Origin of the sequence: Citrobacter sp. CK180, assembly GCF_030333655.1 — a bacterium.
Classification (GTDB): domain Bacteria; phylum Pseudomonadota; class Gammaproteobacteria; order Enterobacterales; family Enterobacteriaceae; genus Citrobacter_B; species Citrobacter_B koseri.
In genome coordinates this window covers 63759-82220 of the sequence record NZ_JAOWFM010000050.1, presented here as the reverse complement: position 1 = coordinate 82220, position 18462 = coordinate 63759, and the positions used below count along the sequence as shown (strand labels likewise).

The following is an 18462-nucleotide window of genomic DNA, read 5'->3' as shown; positions in this document are numbered from 1 at the left end:
TCTCGTTCGTTGAATTGCCGGGGCGTCACTCACGCCCCGGCCAGGTCGGATGTTGCATCAGGCGTTAGTGACCGGCTTCTGCTCATTTTTAGTCTGTGTATTTTCCAGCATACGACGAACCGGAACAATAAGCACGATCAGCACCGCAGCGCAAATCAGCAGGGCGACGGAACAGCGCGCGAAGAGGTCCGGCAGCATATCGAGCTGATCGGCCTTCACATGGCCGCCAATCAGGCCCGCAGCCAGGTTACCCAACGCGCTCGCACAGAACCACAGCCCCATCATCTGACCGCGCATTCTTTCCGGCGCCAGCAGCGTCATGGTCGCCAGACCAATCGGACTCAGGCACAGCTCGCCCAGCGTCAGCATCAGAATGCTGCCTACCAGCCAGAACGGCGATACGCCCGCCCCGCCGTTATTCAGCACGTTCTGCGCCGCCAGCATCATCAGGCCAAAGCCCGCCGCCGCACACAGAATACCGATAACAAACTTGGTGATGCTGCTCGGGCGAATGTTCATGCTCGCCAGCTTTGGCCATGCCCAGCTGAACACAGGCGCCAGCAGGATGATAAACAGGGCGTTGATCGACTGGAACCATACGGCCGGGATCTCAAAATCGCCGATCATGCGGTTAGTGTAGTCGTTGGCAAACAGGTTGAATGAGGTCGGCTTTTGCTCAAACGCAGACCAGAAGAATGCGGCTGAAACCAGCAGGATAAAGCAGACCAGCAGTCGTGCGCGCTCTTTACGGTTCAGGCCCGAAAAAACAAACAGGTAGATAAAGTAGAGCGCAACAGACGCCGCAATCACGTACACCAGCATGCTGGCTACCGCGACCGGGTTAATCACAATCACGCCCTGAGCGATCAGCGCAACGATAACCACCACGCCTACCGCCAGCGCCAGCAGCCATGCGCCCACGCCGTTTCTCTTCACTACCGGGCTGTTCCAGGTGGAGTCCAGCCCCACTTCGCTGTCGTAGCGTTTCATTGCCGGAACGGCAAACACGCGGAAGATGATCAACGCCACCAGCATCCCGATGCCGCCGATACCAAAGCCCCAGTGCCAGCCGTGGCTTTTAATCAGCCAGCCGGAGATCAGCGGCGCAATGAACGACCCCATATTGATGCCCATATAGAACAGCGAGAAACCGCCGTCACGACGCGCATCGCCTTTTTTATACAGCGTCCCTACCATGACCGAGATACAGGTCTTGAACAGGCCAGAACCGAGCACGATAAACATCAGGCCGATAAAGAACAGGTTGTCGCCCATCACGGCAGAGAGCGCAATCGACAGGTGGCCGAGCGCAATCAGAATCGAGCCGTACCAGACCGCTTTCTGCTGGCCGAGCCAGTTATCCGCCAGCCAGCCGCCAGGCAACGCCGCGAGATACATCGTACCGGCAAAGATACCGACAATTGCGGAGGCGTTTTCACGCGCCAGTCCCATGCCCCCGTCATAGACGGTCGCAGCCATAAACAGGATCAGTAACGGACGGATGCCGTAAAACGAGAAACGTTCCCACATCTCGGTGAAGAACAGCGAACCGAGCGGATAAGGATGGCCGAAGAACGTTCGGCTTTCTTTTTGATTAACAGAGGATTGCATAATTCTCCCGAAAAGGTATGTCGTTGTGCTTATAAACACCGCAATGCACGCCGACCAGTTACGTATCTGGCCGATTTTTTTACATGCGGCGAAGGGTTATTTAACCATTTGATAACCTGGAGCCAGTTTTGTCTAGTACCAACCCCTGGACTTTAAGATGAAAATTCGACAATTGTCTACTTTCTTAGATTTAAAATTGGAAGAAAACGAATAGTCATTGACATCACACAGGGAAACCATCGGCTGGAGCAAAACAAAAAAACCCGCGACAGGCGCGGGTTTTATCAACGTCAGCGACGATTATTTGCTTTTCTTAATGTGCTTAATCAGACGTTTACGCTTACGCATCTGAGTCGGGGTCAGCGTATTGCGCTTATTCGCATACGGGTTTTCCCCTTCTTTAAACTGAATACGGATAGGCGTTCCCATCACGTCCAGCGATTTGCGGAAGTAGTTCATCAGATAGCGCTTGTAAGAATCCGGCAGGTCTTTCACCTGGTTGCCGTGAATCACCACGATTGGCGGGTTATATCCCCCGGCGTGGGCATATTTCAGCTTCACGCGGCGACCGCGAACCAGCGGTGGCTGGTGATCTTCAACCGCCATAGTCATGATGCGGGTCAGCATGGCGGTGCTGACGCGACGGGTTGAACTGTCATACGCTTCACGTACGGACTCAAACAGGTTGCCCACGCCGCTGCCATGCAGCGCAGAGATAAAGTGTACGCGCGCAAAGTCGATAAAGCCCAGACGGAAGTCCAGCGTCTCTTTCACCTGCTCTTTCACTTCCTGGGTCAGGCCGTCCCATTTGTTCACGACGATGACAAGTGAGCGCCCACTATTAAGGATAAAGCCCAGCAGTGACAGGTCCTGATCGGAAATCCCTTCGCGCGCATCAATAACCAGCATCACCACGTTGGCATCTTCAATCGCCTGCAACGTTTTAATGACGGAGAATTTTTCTACCGCATCGGTGACTTTCCCACGCTTACGTACGCCTGCGGTATCAATCAGCACGTATTCACGCTCATCGCGTTCCATCGGAATATAGATACTGTCGCGCGTCGTTCCCGGCATGTCATAGACCACTACGCGGTCTTCACCCAGAATACGGTTAGTCAGTGTGGACTTACCTACGTTCGGACGACCGACAATCGCCAGTTTGATTGGCAGATCCTGAGGGTTGAAGTCATCTTCCGGCTCCTCTTCCCCATTCTCTTCCGCTGCCAGTTTCGCCCAGTATTCGGCGTCTTCATCCACTTCTTCCTGCGGGGCGACGTCGTCCATCCACGGCAGCAGAACATGCTCCAGCAGGCTGAGCACGCCACGACCGTGAGAAGCCGCAATCGGGTGAATTTCACCTAAACCCAGCGCATAGAAGTCGACAACCGCCTGATCGGGATCGAGCCCGTCAGTTTTGTTTGCCACAAGGAACGTGGGTTTTTCGCGGGAGCGCAGATGTTTGGCGATCGCTTCATCCGCTGGCATCAGGCCAGCACGCGCATCCACCATGAACAGCACAACATCAGCCTCTTCAATCGCCAGCAGCGACTGTTCCGCCATGCGGGTTTCCACACCGTCTTCGGTGCCATCAATACCGCCAGTATCAATACAGATAAACTCGCGGCCTTCAATCTCCGCACGACCGTACTTACGGTCACGAGTCAGACCCGGGAAATCCGCAACCAGCGCATCTCGGGTGCGAGTTAGACGGTTAAATAACGTGGATTTTCCGACGTTAGGGCGCCCGACAAGCGCGACCACAGGTACCATGTTTAAAGCCTCATTTAAAAAATCATCAAACAACGCGCGCGATTTTTGCGCCGTTGTTAAAAACAGTAAAACGGCCCCTGCACCAGGAGCCGTTTTTCAAAGCGTGCAGCCGTGACGATTAACGCGTAATAGAATACAGCGTACCGTCTTTCGCCTGGATCAGCAGTTTGCCATCGGCAGAGACCGGTTCGGTCAGGAAGCCGGAGCTATCCACTTTTTGCTGAGCCACAAAACGACCGTCCTCAACGTTAATCCAGTGCATATAGCCTTCGCTATCGCCTACCACCAGATTGCCATTATACAGCGCAGGCGATGTCAGCAGGCGGTGCAGCAGATCGCTTTGCGTCCACAGCGTCACGCCGCCGTCGGTGGTCAATGCCAGAATACGGTCGTTCTGATCCACCAGGTAGATACGATCGCCGTCAACGATGAAATCATTCACCGAGCCCAGCTCACGTTTCCACATAATCTGACCACTGCGCAGATCCAGCGCCGTCAGGTTACCATTATAAGCCAGCGCGTAAACGACGCCATTGACGATAACCGGCGTGGTATCGACATCGCTCAGACGGTCGATTTCAGTCGAACCGGTCGCCTGGGAAATACGCTGTTGCCAAATCATCTGGCCCTGCTGCATCAGCACGGCGCTGACGCGACCGTTATCACCACCCACAATGGCGGCGCCATACGCGGTAGCCGGAGCGGACTCACCGCGCAGCGAAAGCGACGGCATGTCGAGGTTCACGGTCCATTTGATCGCGCCGTCCGCCTCATTCAGCGCCTGCAACTGACCGTTGCTGGTATGAATAAGCACCAGGCCATCGCTGACAACCGGGCGAGATAACGCTTCACCGGCGACTTTCGTCTGCCATGCCATCGTACCGTCAGCCGCGTTCAACGCATAAACCTGCGCTTTTTCGCTGCCAATATAGACATGGCCGCCGGAGACCGTTACGCCGCCAGACAACAACGCAGGCGCTCTGGAGAACCAGCCGTCTTTCTCCGCCAGGTTCACGGACCAGACTTCTTTCCCGTCATCCGCGTTTACCGCTTTTACGGTGCCTTTACGGTCAGCCGCGTAGACCACGTTATCGGCATACGCCGGGTGCAGGTTGGAATAGAACTCGCCGATACCGCTACCTACAGACGTACTCCATGCGGTAGACGGCGTAAACTGGTTTTCCACCGTCGGCAACGGGGACATTTTGACAACATCTTCTTCGCCACTAAACAGTGAACAACCGCTCAATAACGTAACAGAAAGCAGTCCTGGCAGAAGTAATTTACGCAATTGCATCGGGTCCCTCTCAGATGGACAAATTATTGATTTTCATCTGCATCATTTCACTCAGCGCCGGGCTGGCATCGCTTTTCACGCCTGCTTCCCATGCGCTGCGCGCGCCTTGTTTATCGCCTTTGCTCAGCAACGCTTCGCCACGCAGATCGGCGACAATCGCAGCCCATCCTTCACCTTTTACGGTATCGAGCGTTTTCAGCGCGGTATCGGCCTGCTTGAGCTGCACCTGAACGCGGGCAAGACGCAGATTAATCACCGCTTTGAGGTTCTCATCGCTGGTGGCCGCCAGTCCTTGCTGTAGCTGGGCTGCGGCTTTCTCAAGTTCATTTTGATCAACAAACTGCTGCGCCAGTTCCATAGAAGCTAACGCGCCGTAGGTATTTTTATTCTCCGTGGCGAATTTCTCCGCAGCGGAGATGCTATCCGGTTTGCCCGCGCTCACCGCGGTCACCGCATTTTGATATGCCAGAGAAGCAGAGCGTGCGGACTCCGTCTGATGACTGGTCCAGTAGCGCCAACCGAGCAGCGCGCCAACCCCTAAAATCACCCCAACAGCCAGCGCTTTGCCGTTTTCAGCAAAGAAGCGTTTGATCGCATCAACCTGGTCGTTTTCGTTCTCGTAAATTTCCACGCTGTCCTTCTCCTTAACCCAATAACGTGCGCAAATGTGCGGTCACACTATCCTGTGCGACTGCCGTTTGCTCACCAGAGCGCAAATCCTTCACTACAACGGTGCCGTCAGCCACTTCGGACTCACCCAGCACCAGTGCAACGCGGGCGCCCCATTTATCGGCACGGGCAAACTGTTTCTTAAAGTTGCCGCCGCCGTGGTTAGTCATCAGTTTCACGCCCGGATTTTCATCACGCAGGCGCTCCGCCAGTGTCATCGCCGCAGACTGCGTATCCGCGCCTGAGGCTACCAGGTATATATCGACAACAGGATCGGCATTAAATTCCAGATTAACTGCCTGAACTAACAAAACAAGTCGTTCCAGACCCATCGCAAAGCCCACCGCCGGGGTTGCGCGACCGCCAAGTTGCTCCACCAGACCGTCATAACGACCGCCGGCGCACACCGTGCCCTGAGAACCCAGACTGTTGGTTACCCATTCAAATACGGTGCGGTTGTAGTAATCAAGGCCGCGAACCAGACGCTGGTTGACTGTGTAAGCGATACCCGCCGCTTCCAGCAGTTTGCACAGACCGGCAAAGTGCTCGCGGGAGTCGTCATCCAGATAGTCGCCCAGAGCAGGCGCATCGTTGAGCAGCGCCTGAACGTCCGGGTTCTTGGAATCCAGCACGCGCAGCGGGTTGGTATACATGCGGCGTTTGCAGTCTTCGTCCAGCTTCTCTTTATGCTGTTCAAGGTATGCCACCAGCGCATCACGATAGTTGGCGCGCGCGTCAAGCGAACCGATGGAGTTCAGCTCCAGATTCACATGTTCAGCAATACCCAACGCACGCCACCAGCGCGCGGTCAGCAGAATCAGTTCCGCATCAATATCCGGCCCTTGTAGACCGAAGGCTTCGACACCCAACTGATGGAACTGACGATAACGCCCTTTCTGCGGACGCTCGTGGCGGAACATCGGCCCGATATACCACAAGCGCTGTTCCTGATTGTACAGGAGACCATGTTCGATACCGGCGCGTACGCAACCCGCCGTCCCTTCAGGACGCAACGTCAGGCTGTCGCCATTACGATCCTCAAAGGTGTACATCTCTTTTTCAACCACGTCAGTGACTTCACCGATAGCGCGTTTGAATAACGGGGTCTGCTCTACAATCGGCAAACGGATTTCACTGTAACCGTAGCTGCCGAGCACGTTTTTGAGTGTGCCTTCAATGCGCTGCCAGATGGCGGTTTCGCCAGGCAGATAATCGTTCATGCCGCGAATGGCTTGAATGTTTTTTGCCACGTTTATTCTCTTTCTGAATATAAAAATGAACCCTCAGCGCTTCCCAAACGATACGGGAGCCATGCGGGTTCAATCATACACGGGAAGCGCGCCGCTTCCCATCGCGTTATTATTTTTCAACCTGCTGCACGTCGATTCGACGCGCTTCGTCCATAATGCTGGCCTTCGCGCGGATACGGGCTTCAAGCTGCGTAATCATATCATCGTTGTCGAGTCTGTCTTTACGCACGCCGTCTTCATACAGGCCGCTTTTTTTGTTGCCGCCCGTTACGCCCAGCGTCGAAACCAGCGCTTCGCCCGGCCCGTTCACCACACAGCCGATGATGGAAACGTCCATTGGCGTGATGATGTCTTCAAGGCGTTGTTCCAGCGCGTTGACCGTGCCGATGACGTCGAACTCCTGACGGGAACAGGTTGGGCAAGCGATAAAGTTGATCCCACGCGCACGAATGCGCAGCGATTTCAGAATATCGAAGCCCACTTTAATTTCTTCTACCGGATCGGCCGCCAGAGAGACGCGCAGCGTATCGCCAATGCCTTCCGACAGCAGTAAACCGAGGCCGATCGCCGATTTCACCGCGCCGCTGCGCGCGCCGCCCGCTTCGGTGATCCCAAGATGCAACGGTTGTTCGATCTGTTTCGCCAACAGACGATAGGATTCTACCGCGAGGAAAACATCCGAGGCTTTCACGCTGACTTTAAACTGATCGAAGTTCAGGCGATCGAGATGATCCACATGGCGCATCGCCGATTCCAGCAGCGCCTGCGGCGTCGGCTCACCGTATTTTTCCTGTAGATCTTTTTCCAGCGATCCGGCGTTTACGCCGATACGGATAGGGATATTTTTATCGCGGGCGCAGTCGACAACGGTACGAATACGCTCTTCGTTACCGATGTTTCCTGGGTTGATTCGCAGGCAATCCACGCCATATTCCGCCACTTTCAGCGCAATGCGATAGTCAAAGTGGATATCAGCAACCAGCGGGACATTAACCTGCTGCTTGATCAGCTTAAACGCCTCTGCGGCATCCATTGTCGGCACGGAGACGCGGACGATATCCGCGCCAACACGTTCCAGCGCTTTAATTTGATTGACCGTCGCTTCCACATCCGTCGTGCGCGTATTGGTCATTGACTGTACGGCGATGGGGGCGCCATCGCCAATCGGCACATTCCCAACGTAAATACGTTTCGATTTTCTACGTTGAATTGGAGCCTGGTTATGCATGAAAAATCTCCCGCGTTGCCCGTCTGTTACTGCGCCGGTGATTGTTCGGCATTAAGGGTCAGACGCGCAACCTGGTTAGTTCTGATAAAACGGCTCAGATCGACAGGTTTTCCTTGATACTGGATCTGTACCGCAGCCGGGGCGCCAATTTTAAGCTTATAAGGCGCCTGACCGGTTAGGTTTAAATTGCCATCTTTACGCTGCATTCCGCTAAACAGTTTTTTCCCTGTCGCATCGGTGACTTCCAGCCAGCAATCGGCGGTAAAGTTCATCACCAGCGCGTTCGGATCGACCGCTGACGCAGCCACGCCCGCCTGATCGGTTGGCAATGACGCCGCATCACCCATCGCGGCAGGCGCCGTGGTTGCGGTATCTACATTCGCCTGAGAAGGCGCAACGACCGCATTCTGCTGAGCGTCTGCGGCAGGCGCCGTGGTCGTCGCGGACGCATCCGGCGTCTGCGGCGCGGCGTTTGTCGCCGTAGAGTCAACAGGCGCAGTTGGCGCTGGCGTTGAATCCTGGCTTGCGGCTTCGCTGGTGTCCAGCGGTACGCTCTGGGCGCTATCGCCGCCGGCATTCAGTTCAGCAGAGGATTGATCGACCATCGTGGTGAGTTCTTCCTGCTGCGCCTTATGGTTTTGCCACCACCAGGCCCCCGTCAGGCCAACCACCACAAACAGCACCAGCCAGGTGAACGTCATCAACCAGCCATCGCGCTTTTTACGACGCTTACCTAAAGAGAAGCTCTGCATCGGCGCGACTTTGGAAGGACGAACCGGCGCCTGTTTTTCCAGACCGGGCAGCAGTTCTTCTTCAGGGATGTGCACCAGACGCGCATAAGAGCGGATATACCCGCGCAGAAACGTTGAAGCGAGATCGGCCGGGGCCTTATCTTCTTCAATATCGCGTACCGTGGAAACCTTCAGGCAAAGTCGCTCTGCAACCGCCTGCTGGCTGAGTCCGAGTTGTTCACGGGCATTGCGCAGACGAACGCCGGTGGATTGTGCTTCATTTTGGTCGTGCGTGGCTTCAGTATTCATTCGCTACAGCTGCTGGTACGTAAATTGGGGTTCAGGCGCCGGTGAGACACAATGCCCACCCGCACCGCGAAACATCTGGTCAGTTAACCTTAGTTGGACAGTATAAGACTGTCAGGCTACTTATGACAAAACAGCTTAATCCTTAAGGCTAAACTATTGTTGCACCGCTACATACTGCCCTAAAGTTGACAAAAACGCACCGTTAATATTGACCAGATAAGTACAACTTGAGGCATCATTCAACCAACATTGCGCCACTGTACACAAAACACACAATGCCGCAAGCCGTATCAGACCGCCTTAATGTCGATAGCCTCACCTTGCATACGCTTACGCAGAGTACGTTTGGTACGGTCAATCACATCCCCGGCAAGCTGACCACAAGCGGCATCAATATCGTCGCCGCGTGTTTTACGCACAATGGTCGTGAAACCATAGCTCATCAACACCTTAGAAAAACGATCGATGCGGCTGTTGGAACTCCGGCCATACGGCGCGCCCGGGAACGGGTTCCACGGAATCAGGTTAATCTTACACGGCGTATCTTTCAGCAGTTCCGCCAGCTGATGCGCATGTTCCGTTCCATCGTTGATGTGGTCCAGCATGACGTATTCAATTGTGACGCGTCCCTGATTCGCATTGGATTTCTGCAAATAACGGCGAACCGCGTCGAGGAACGTTTCGATGTTGTACTTTCTGTTGATCGGTACAATTTCATCGCGAATTTCATCGTTCGGCGCATGCAAAGAGATCGCCAGCGCAACGTCAATCATGTCGCCCAGTTTATCCAGAGCCGGAACAACGCCTGACGTCGACAGCGTAACCCGGCGTTTAGACAGACCGAAACCGAAATCATCCAGCATGATTTCCATCGCCGGTACAACGTTGGTCAGGTTCAGCAGCGGTTCACCCATGCCCATCATCACCACGTTGGTGATCGGGCGTTGCCCGGTGACTTTCGCCGCGCCGACGATTTTCGCCGCACGCCACACCTGGCCGATAATTTCAGAGACGCGCAGGTTACGGTTAAAGCCCTGCTGCGCAGTTGAGCAGAATTTACACTCCAGCGCGCAACCAACCTGTGAAGAGACGCACAGCGTGGCGCGATCGTCTTCCGGGATGTAGACCGTTTCCACGCGCTGATCGCCAACGGCAATCGCCCATTTGATGGTGCCATCTGAAGAACGCTGTTCTTCCACCACCTCTGGCGCGCGGATTTCCGCCACCTCTTTCAGTTTGCCACGTAACACTTTGTTGATGTCGGTCATCTCATCAAAGTTATCGCTGCAATAGTGGTACATCCACTTCATCACCTGATCGGCGCGGAAGGGTTTTTCACCTAATTCTTTAAAAAACTCCCGCATCTGCTGACGGTTCAGATCCAGCAGGTTAATTTTTCCATTTTTATCAGGAACAACCGGGGTGATGATTTCAGACGTGACAATTTGTTCAGACATATTCTATTCCGGCCTCGTTATTACACGTTATGGCCCCTGGAGGGTTGAAAAAAGAAGCGCCCCAGTGAGCGGTGCTCATCCTGGGGCGCTGCATTGTACAAATTCTATCGCAAGGATGCCACGCCTGCGCGGGACATTAGCGAAAATAATGTGTAAAGGCAGAGCAGCGTCGTAGACCTGATAAGTCGTAGGCCGGATAAGCGTCAGCGCCATCCGGCATTGCGCGACTGCCTGATGGCGACGCAGATGCGTCTTATCAGGCCTACATACTACATCACTGATTTATTAACGAGTGCGCGGGCACACTTCGCCTTCACCAAAGAAATAGGCGATTTCACGCTGAGCGGATTCCAGAGAATCTGAACCGTGGGTGCCGTTTTCGGTGAAGCTGTCCGCGTAGTCGGCACGCAGGGTGCCCGCCAGCGCGTTAGCCGGGTTGGTTGCGCCCAGCAGGTCGCGGTGACGCTGCACGGCATTTTCGCTTTCCAGTACGGAAACCACGATCGGGCCAGAGGTCATGAACTCGACCAGACCGTCGAAGAACGGTTTACCATCGTGCTCGGCATAGAAACCGCGCGCCTGCTCAACGGTCAGGTGCAGCATTTTCGTACCGACAATTTTGAACCCTGCTGCTTCAAAGCGCGCAAAGATGTTGCCAATAACGTTTTTTGCCACCGCATTTGGTTTGATGATGGAAAAAGTACGTTCAATCGCCATGATTACCTCTGTAATGTGTTCTGCTGTTGTATATATGCTTGTACGACCTGGCGCGGATTATAAAGAGCATCCGGGTTATTGCCTATGGATGAAGGTAACATTTTTTTAAAATAAGATGAGTATTAGCAACAAACTATTGCTATCAGGTCTATTGCAGAATAAATCGCAGCGCAGAAATCTGTCCAGCAGCATCCATAACCAGTAATTGATACTCGCCTTTTTCGGCAAGATGTAACGTAATATTCCGTTCGCGTTCTCCCAACGGCTCACCATTGAGGAACCACCAGCGCGCCCCCGCGCCACCACTGCTCTGAATCGATAAATCCACCCCGGAAGCGCCGGGTAACCGTTTCACTATCGCGCCATCACGCACGCCCGTTAACTGTAGAGGTAAAGGCGCATCCTGCCCCAGCGGCGGGCAGGCCGTCGAAGCCGTCGGTAGTCGCGCAGCGCGGCGTTCAGCAGCGGGCAACCAGGGCTCCAGCGGCAACGGCCAGACAATCAACGTCTGCTCCCGCGCCTGGGCGCAATCGGCGGCAACGCGTTTTCCGTCATTATCCAGCCAGACAGGAAAACGAATGCCGCTAATCCCTTCCTGTTCAGGTAACAGCAGCGTCGGCGGTTGGCTGTTCTCCAGCAGCCAGGTCGCTAGTCGACGGCGGCAGTTACTGTCTCCCGCCGAAAGCGCCTGTCCGCCCGGCCAGCAGATAACGCCCCGGCTCACCGACGCCGGACGCGGATCTTCAGGCTGCGTCGCGGCGCGCGCCATCAGCATATTATTCACCTGATTAAGCAGCGGCACCGCGCTGGCAAAACCAAACTGTCCGGCAACGGGTGTGCCGTCGGGCCTGCCCGTCCAGATGCCAGTCACGTAGCGGGAGCTAACACCTATCGCCCATGCGTCGCGATAGCCATAGCTGGTGCCGGTTTTCCAGGCGAGCGGCACTACGCGCGGCAGGGCGCTATCCGGCAACGGCTGCGCTTCATCGGCCATCACCCGCCGGATGATCCACGCCGCACCCGGCGACATCAGCGGACGCTCCTGCAACGAATCCCCGGGCTGCAAGCGCAATGTTGCCGCCTTGCCATGACGGGCGAACGCACTGTATGCCGCCACCATCTCGTCCAGCCTTGCGCCCGCGCCGCCCAGAATCAGGGAAAGATTAGGGGCCGCGCCCGCAGGCAGATACAGCGGCAGGCCAACGTTACGCAGTTTTGCCGCAAAACGTTTTGGGCCATATGCTTCCAGCACCTGTACCGCAGGCAAATTTAACGAACGCACCAGCGCTTCGCTCATGCTGACGGGGCCATGAAACCCGCTGTCAAAGTTTCCCGGACGATAATCGCCGGTACGGCGCGGCACATCCTGTAACAGCGAGGCAGGATGGATCAACCCGTCATCCAGCGCCAGCCCATAGACAAAGGGTTTAAGCACCGATCCCGGCGATCGGATCGCAGTGACCATATCCACATGACCAAAACGACTGTCATCATTCATATCCACCGATCCAACCCAACCACGCACGCTCATATCGGTATGATCGACAACGATCATCGCCAGCGAACTGCGCGCAGGAAGCCGCCCCTTCCAGTTTTGCGCCAGCTCTTCAAGCTGACGCTGCAACCCGGCATCCAGCGTAGTGACGATTTTGTCACTGTTGCTTTTGCCCAGCATCATGCGTGAGAACAGCGGCGCCAGTTGCGGCATTTGTCGGGGCGCCAGCCAGACGGGTTCTTCGCGGGCCTCCTGAACATGCCGGGCCGACCATACGCCCTGCGCCGCCATCCGCTCCAGCACTTTATTGCGCGCCGCTTGCGCGCGTTCCGGCCAGCGATCGGGACGCAAACGGCTCGGCGCCTGCGGTAAAACCGCCAGCAACGCCGCTTCCGAATAGCTCAGTTGCGCTGGTGGTTTACCCAGATAAGCCCAACTGGCGGCGCCGATGCCCTGTAACGTCCCGCCAAACGGCGCACGGTTCAGATACAGCGTCAGAATATCGCGCTTGGACAGGTGCCACTCCAGTTGGAGCGCGCGCCAGAGCTGGCGAAATTTACCGCCAAAGGTTCGCGGATGCGGGTCCAGCAGTCGCGCCACCTGCATGGTCAACGTACTGCCGCCGGAAATCACGCGTCCTGACGACAGATCCTGCCAGGCGGCACGCAGTACCGAAAACGGATTCACGCCCGGATGCTGCCAGAACCAGCGGTCCTCATAATTAATTAACGCGTCAAGATAGCGGGGAGAAACGTCTTCAATCATCACGGGATAGCGCCAGATCCCCTCCGCATCGGCAAAGCGCCACAGCGGTGTGCCGTCATGCGCCACCACCACCCGTGCCGGATTGACCTCATGCAGCGGCAGCGGCCAGATTTTGTCCGCCGCCCAGACTGCCAGAATCATCAGAAATGGAGCGATGGCCAGCCAGCGCCAGCCACCGCGTAGACTGCGCAGGACGATCATTTATGGCGTGACAATCAAAAGCCCCTCGGTTGATCCCGTCGCCCGCCACTGTGGAACATACATTGACTCCACCTGCGGGACAGGAACCTGATAGGTTCCCGGCGTCACCGCGCGCGCCAGATACACCAGCGTCACCGGCTGCCCCTGGTTAACCGCCACCGCCGCGACAAAGCGATCGTCACGGAATTCCATATGCTGAATATCCGCCTGCTGCATCTGATTTAACAGGTTTTGCACTTCACTGCCGCTGTCTTGCAGGCTGGCGCTGCTGTTTGCCAGGTTCTGGTTTTCCAGCTCCAGACCGGCAGGCAGCAGGTCGACCACCAGCGCGTCTGGCACGTTTTGACTCGCTTTCACTTCGAGCCAGACCAGCACCAGTTCACCGCTGCGCAGGGAACTGAGCGATTTGCTCTGACCATCGGTTCCCAGAATCTGGCGCTCGATGTGCAACACATTGCTGGCAGGTACGGGTGCCGTTTGCGGGTATCCGCTGCTGTCCAGACGCAGCCACAGCGGTTGGTTGCCGCTGTTGGTCACCTGCAACGCGGAAAGCCGATCGGCATCCAGATTACGCGTTTGCGCTTTATCGCCCGTCAACGGCTGGTCAGCGAGCGAGGTCTGCGCCTGCCATGTCCCCGGCAGATCCTGTAACGTGCGCGCAGCAAGGAACAGCGCATTACTCTCCTGCGTCGAAAGCCAGCGCTGACCAAATGCCTGTTCAGAAAGCGTCGTCAGCAGCGTATTTTGCGCCTCGGGTTGCAGTTTATTTTCTTCCAGCAGCGACAGCATGAGCGCGTTATCACGCAACGGGCTACCGTAATCCGCCATCCATTGCTGCGCGTCACGGCGCGGCGTGTTCAGCGCCAGCGTCAACGCCTGTTCACTGCGGCTGGCATCGCCCATATTTTTCAGCGCAATGCCCAGTTGCAGAAGCGGCAAGCCCGACGCGGCCTGACCCCGGCGTTCCCAGATTTCACGCAGCGCGCCAAGCGGCGCTTTTTGCTGACGCGCCAGCACCAGTCCCGCATACGCCTGAACGGCAAATTTGCTGGCCTGGGTATCGTCGCTATAGCGAACCGACATCATGCCCGGGTCCTGCAAATAGCGCAGCAGGCGTTCATTTCCCCGGTTAATCGCATCGGCCGGAACGCTGTACCCTTGCTCGCCAGCGCGCACGAGGAAATCCATCGCATATGCGGTAAGCCAGTATTCTTCCGGTCCGTTGTTATCCCACAGGGCAAAACCGCCGTTATCACGCTGCATTTGCAGCATCCGGGAGATCCCCGTGTCGACTGCCGCACGGCGTTTTTCATCGGTATCACCCGCGATCCCCAACGCCTTCAGTTGCGCCGCGTTGGTATAGAGCGACGGGAACAGGCCGCTGGCAGTTTGCTCCAGACAACCATACGGATAAGCCTTCAGCTCCCGAATATAGCGCGCCAGGTTCAGCGGCGGTTTGCCGCTAAGCAGCAACTGCCCCTGCAACGTTACCGGCGAGAAGTTCTCCAGATTTTGGGCGGGCGCATGCCAGGTTTCCCCCGCCTGAAGCACCGTTCCGCTATTTACCGTCTGCGCAGGCCAGGCCGGACGGACGCCAATTTTCCACTGCTTATGCTGAGCGGGAAGCGTCTCGCCAGGCAGGTTCAGGCCGGTCAGCGTGGCCTGCAATTCTCCCTCGCCAAACCCTTCTTTTGCGCGTACCGGGATAAACAAGGTCGTACGCACGCCCGGCGCCAGGTTTACCGGAGCAGGTTGCTGACTCACCAGTTCCAGTAACCCACTGGCGGCGAGTTCAATCGTCAACATCTGCGGTTTGTCTGTCAGGTTAGTGACATCCAGCGTCAGGCGCGAAGTATCGCCGCCCGCCATAAAGCGCGGCTGATTCAGCTCCGCAATCACCGGAGCGGCAACAATCACCTTGTTTTCACTGCTGCCGAAGTCCTCTGCCGTCCATGCCTGGGCCATAACGCGTAACTCACCGTTAAAATCACCAATCGGTAACGTAACGGAACCTTCGCCCTGCTCATTAAGCGTGACCGGCAGCGCCTGCTGCGCCACGATGTTGACATGGTTGACCGGCGGTTTGCCGCCGCGTTTGAGTTCATCGCCATCGCCGCCAAAACGCAGCGTCGCCAGACGTCCCTGCCCTTCAATCACCTGACCGTAGATATCATAAATATCCGCGCCATAGCGTTTTTGCCCGAAGAATGCCTGCCACGGATCTGGCGTAACGTAATCGGTGATATTCAACACTCCGCTGTCCACCGCAGAGAGCAGTACGTTGATCTGTTTTGGCGTTTCGCCATGTTTAGCGCTGGCTTTGACGTTCACCGTCAGCGGCTGGTTTGGACGTATTTTAGCCGGGCTTTCCAGCGTCAGATCCAGACGACGATTTTCATCCCCCAACGGCAGGTGCAGCAGCCCAACCGCGCGTTTCGGCGTCGCTGAACGCGACTTATCGCCCGGACGCACAACCAGCGCGCTCAGGTAGAGATCGTGTCGATTCCAGGCTTTATCGACGGGAATCGACAGGTCGAGACCCTCGGCAGGTACATCTATTTCCTGCCACCAGAGCGGGCCGTCGCTTGATTCCACCATCGCGTAGCCTTTACCCGCCACCGGCGCGGCGACATGCAGTTTGATGGTGTCCCCAGGACGATAGGTGGGTTTATCCAGCTTCAGGGTGACGCGATCCGGGCGCGCCGCGCCGCTGCCGTCGCTGTTATCCTGCCAGCTGTAACCTGCCCAGAAGCGCACGCTGCTGATCGCATCGTTCGGGGCTTTCACTTCGAGACGATACGATCCCCAGTCAACCGGGAAGCTCACCTTGCCCGTTTCATCGGCGCTGAGATCCAGCGTCTGCTCCCCTTCAACCAGATCTTTTTGATCAAACTGCGACTGCCAGCCTTCGCTTTCCGACCAGTTCCAGTAGTAATCGCGCCGTTCACGGATCAAACGAACCTGCAAACCCGAAGCGGCTTTTTTATTGCCTTGCGCATCGGCGTAGACAATATCAAAGGCGGCGTTACCGCCCTCATCCACGATGGGTTGGTTAACCGTGGCGTCAGTACGATAGTCATACACCGCTTTAGAGGCGAATTGCGGACGAATACCCGGCAAGGTATCGGCAGGCCAGATAGCCTGTTCCGCACGGCGAGTGACCGGGCGACCGCCTGATTCCAGCAGGCTTGCTTGCAGGATCACCTGTAACGGCGAATGCGCTTCCTGCCACTGGCTGTTGGCGGAGACGTCGCCACGGCCATTTTCATCCAGCGTAAGCTGGACTTCGTCCAGGCTGCGGGAAAGGTTTTCTTCCGCAATATCGCCAAACTGGAAGCCCGGCAGCGCCTGTACCGCTTCACGCTGCGGGCGCAGGAAGAGTTGCCCCTGTAACGTGTTGCCATTGGCAGGCGCTCCGTACAGGTAGTACCCAACAACGGAGAACGTCACTTCTTCCGACGGGGCTAACGGCGTTTTCTGCGCGCTGAGATTAAGCGCCATTCGCTCCGGCATAAAATCTTCGACATGGAAATCCCACATCCGGGGCTGGTTGTCGCCCGTGTTCGCGCGGATGTGCCACATACCGGTTGGCGCGCTGCTATCCAGCGGATACGTAAAGCGGTATAACCCGTTTTCAGGCTGGCTGACAACGGTGCGCAGTACCTGACCGTCCGGCTTTACCACTTCCAGTTTGACGGGCTGATCGGGCAAGGTTTTACCGTCGCTGTCGCGTAGCAGTCCGTTGAGGATCACCGTTTCCCCAGGACGATACAGATCGCGCGGGCCGAACATAAAGAACTGCTTGCTGTAGCCCGGCGCGCCCGCAATCGCGAACTCCGCCAGATCCAGCGCGGGCAGTTTCAGATCCAGCAGCGTGGTTTGTCCGTCTTTTCGCGCCAGCAACAGCGCCGCCTGCTGACTATTTTCCAGTTGTACATGCCCCTGCGCATCGCTGGCGGCTTGCGCCAGCGTCTGACCTTTCTCATCAAGCAGAGCAACCTCAACCGCCTGCTGCGCCGCGCCGTTTTCCAGACTCTGCGTAAAGATATCAAGGCGATTGTGATAACGGTGGGCGGAAACGCCAATGTCGCTGAGGGTAAAGAGCGTGGCAGGATTACTGTAGTTGTAATGTCCGGCCTGATTCATTACCGCAATGTACACGCCCGCCTGTTGCAGAGGCTTAATGTCACTCAGCGGCAGCAGGCGTTTTTCACGCGTATTACGCGCAGGATTGAGATCAAAACGCCCGGTATAGACCAGATCCGCCATTTTGAGCAGGTTGTCAGATTCCCAGTTCGAAAGAGCATTGCGGTATTCCCACTGGCTGACGAATGCCGCCAGTGACTCAGGCTTCACGCGAAAGAAGTTTACATCCACGTCGTTCACGTTCAGCGCCATGACCGGCAAGCCTTCCACCACTTTTCCCGGCAGCAGCGAGCCACGGCTGGCAAAGCCGACGCTCGGCTGAACGTCCCGCGTGGTAATGGTTTTTTCATATGCGCGGCCAAAGGCGGTTTTATTCAGCGCCGTTAAATCACGTTCAACGGACACCACCAGATCGCGGTTGGGTTCCAGGTGGCGCAAGCGCAGCTCTTTCAGATTCGGCGACAGCTCCCAGGCGCCATCAACCTTGCCGCTTTTTTTATCGACCACATGTACGGTGCGGGCAAAATCTTGTTCAGGATCTAACGGAATGGAGAACGTCAGCACCAGCGTCGCCGCGCCGTCCAACTGGACTTCGGAGGCGTCCAGCAGCGTCAGTTCTTTACCTTCGCTCTGTTGCGCCAGCTTTTGCAGTTGTGCCGGATCTTTCGTCGGAGCGGATTGCGCAGCGGGCGTCTCATCATTTTTCACCGCCGTTGGCGCGTTATCGTTGTTATCGCACCCCGCCAACGCCAGCATAAGCATGCAAGCGGCTACGCGTATGTGTTTCATTCTTTCATCCCTGGCCACAGTGGC

General features: G+C 56.4%; 11 protein-coding genes. All 11 read right to left on the bottom strand.

Annotated elements, in window-relative coordinates; translation table 11 throughout:
* Window positions 1–57: 57 nt before the first annotated feature.
* Window positions 58–1611, bottom strand: coding sequence for a peptide MFS transporter (locus OGV50_RS12610; protein ID WP_286488567.1), 1554 nt, complete (start codon window positions 1609–1611; stop codon window positions 58–60).
* A gap of 300 nt (window positions 1612–1911) precedes the next feature.
* On the bottom strand, window positions 1912–3384 hold the full coding sequence (der, locus tag OGV50_RS12605) for a ribosome biogenesis GTPase Der (RefSeq protein ID WP_047462015.1): 1473 nt from the start codon (window positions 3382–3384) through the stop codon (window positions 1912–1914).
* Between the two features lie 118 nt (window positions 3385–3502).
* Window positions 3503–4681, bottom strand: a complete 1179-nt coding sequence (bamB, locus tag OGV50_RS12600; protein WP_049008604.1) for an outer membrane protein assembly factor BamB — start codon at window positions 4679–4681, stop codon at window positions 3503–3505.
* A gap of 10 nt (window positions 4682–4691) precedes the next feature.
* Window positions 4692–5312 (bottom strand): YfgM family protein, encoded by a 621-nt coding sequence (locus OGV50_RS12595; protein ID WP_012131267.1) that lies wholly within the window; start codon window positions 5310–5312, stop codon window positions 4692–4694.
* Window positions 5313–5325: 13 nt separating this feature from the next.
* On the bottom strand, window positions 5326–6600 hold the full coding sequence (hisS, locus tag OGV50_RS12590) for a histidine--tRNA ligase (RefSeq protein WP_024130119.1): 1275 nt from the start codon (window positions 6598–6600) through the stop codon (window positions 5326–5328).
* Window positions 6601–6709: 109 nt separating this feature from the next.
* Window positions 6710–7828, bottom strand: coding sequence for a flavodoxin-dependent (E)-4-hydroxy-3-methylbut-2-enyl-diphosphate synthase (gene ispG, locus OGV50_RS12585; protein WP_012131265.1), 1119 nt, complete (start codon window positions 7826–7828; stop codon window positions 6710–6712).
* A gap of 26 nt (window positions 7829–7854) precedes the next feature.
* Window positions 7855–8868 (bottom strand): cytoskeleton protein RodZ, encoded by a 1014-nt coding sequence (gene rodZ, locus OGV50_RS12580; RefSeq protein WP_248623266.1) that lies wholly within the window; start codon window positions 8866–8868, stop codon window positions 7855–7857.
* 290 nt (window positions 8869–9158) lie between these two features.
* Window positions 9159–10325 (bottom strand): dual-specificity RNA methyltransferase RlmN, encoded by a 1167-nt coding sequence (gene rlmN / locus OGV50_RS12575; RefSeq protein WP_012131263.1) that lies wholly within the window; start codon window positions 10323–10325, stop codon window positions 9159–9161.
* A gap of 285 nt (window positions 10326–10610) precedes the next feature.
* Window positions 10611–11042, bottom strand: coding sequence for a nucleoside-diphosphate kinase (gene ndk, locus OGV50_RS12570; protein ID WP_012131261.1), 432 nt, complete (start codon window positions 11040–11042; stop codon window positions 10611–10613).
* Window positions 11043–11190: 148 nt separating this feature from the next.
* Window positions 11191–13503 carry a peptidoglycan glycosyltransferase PbpC gene (gene pbpC, locus OGV50_RS12565; protein WP_286488566.1) on the bottom strand — a complete coding sequence of 771 codons (2313 nt, stop codon included), beginning with the start codon at window positions 13501–13503 and terminating at the stop codon, window positions 11191–11193.
* Window positions 13504–18438 carry an alpha-2-macroglobulin family protein gene (locus tag OGV50_RS12560; RefSeq protein WP_286488565.1) on the bottom strand — a complete coding sequence of 1645 codons (4935 nt, stop codon included), beginning with the start codon at window positions 18436–18438 and terminating at the stop codon, window positions 13504–13506.
* Window positions 18439–18462 lie beyond the last annotated feature (24 nt).

What these genes read in the sequence shown, in the direction of transcription:
- OGV50_RS12610 (WP_286488567.1), bottom strand. Translation starts at nt 1,611, where the DNA reads ATGCAATCCTCTGTTAATCAAAAAGAAAGCCGAACGTTCTTCGGCCAT.
- der (WP_047462015.1), bottom strand. Translation starts at nt 3,384, where the DNA reads ATGGTACCTGTGGTCGCGCTTGTCGGGCGCCCTAACGTCGGAAAATCC.
- bamB (WP_049008604.1), bottom strand. Translation starts at nt 4,681, where the DNA reads ATGCAATTGCGTAAATTACTTCTGCCAGGACTGCTTTCTGTTACGTTA.
- ispG (WP_012131265.1), bottom strand. Translation starts at nt 7,828, where the DNA reads ATGCATAACCAGGCTCCAATTCAACGTAGAAAATCGAAACGTATTTAC.
- rodZ (WP_248623266.1), bottom strand. Translation starts at nt 8,868, where the DNA reads ATGAATACTGAAGCCACGCACGACCAAAATGAAGCACAATCCACCGGC.
- rlmN (WP_012131263.1), bottom strand. Translation starts at nt 10,325, where the DNA reads ATGTCTGAACAAATTGTCACGTCTGAAATCATCACCCCGGTTGTTCCT.
- ndk (WP_012131261.1), bottom strand. Translation starts at nt 11,042, where the DNA reads ATGGCGATTGAACGTACTTTTTCCATCATCAAACCAAATGCGGTGGCA.
- pbpC (WP_286488566.1), bottom strand. Translation starts at nt 13,503, where the DNA reads ATGATCGTCCTGCGCAGTCTACGCGGTGGCTGGCGCTGGCTGGCCATC.
- OGV50_RS12560 (WP_286488565.1), bottom strand. Translation starts at nt 18,438, where the DNA reads ATGAAACACATACGCGTAGCCGCTTGCATGCTTATGCTGGCGTTGGCG.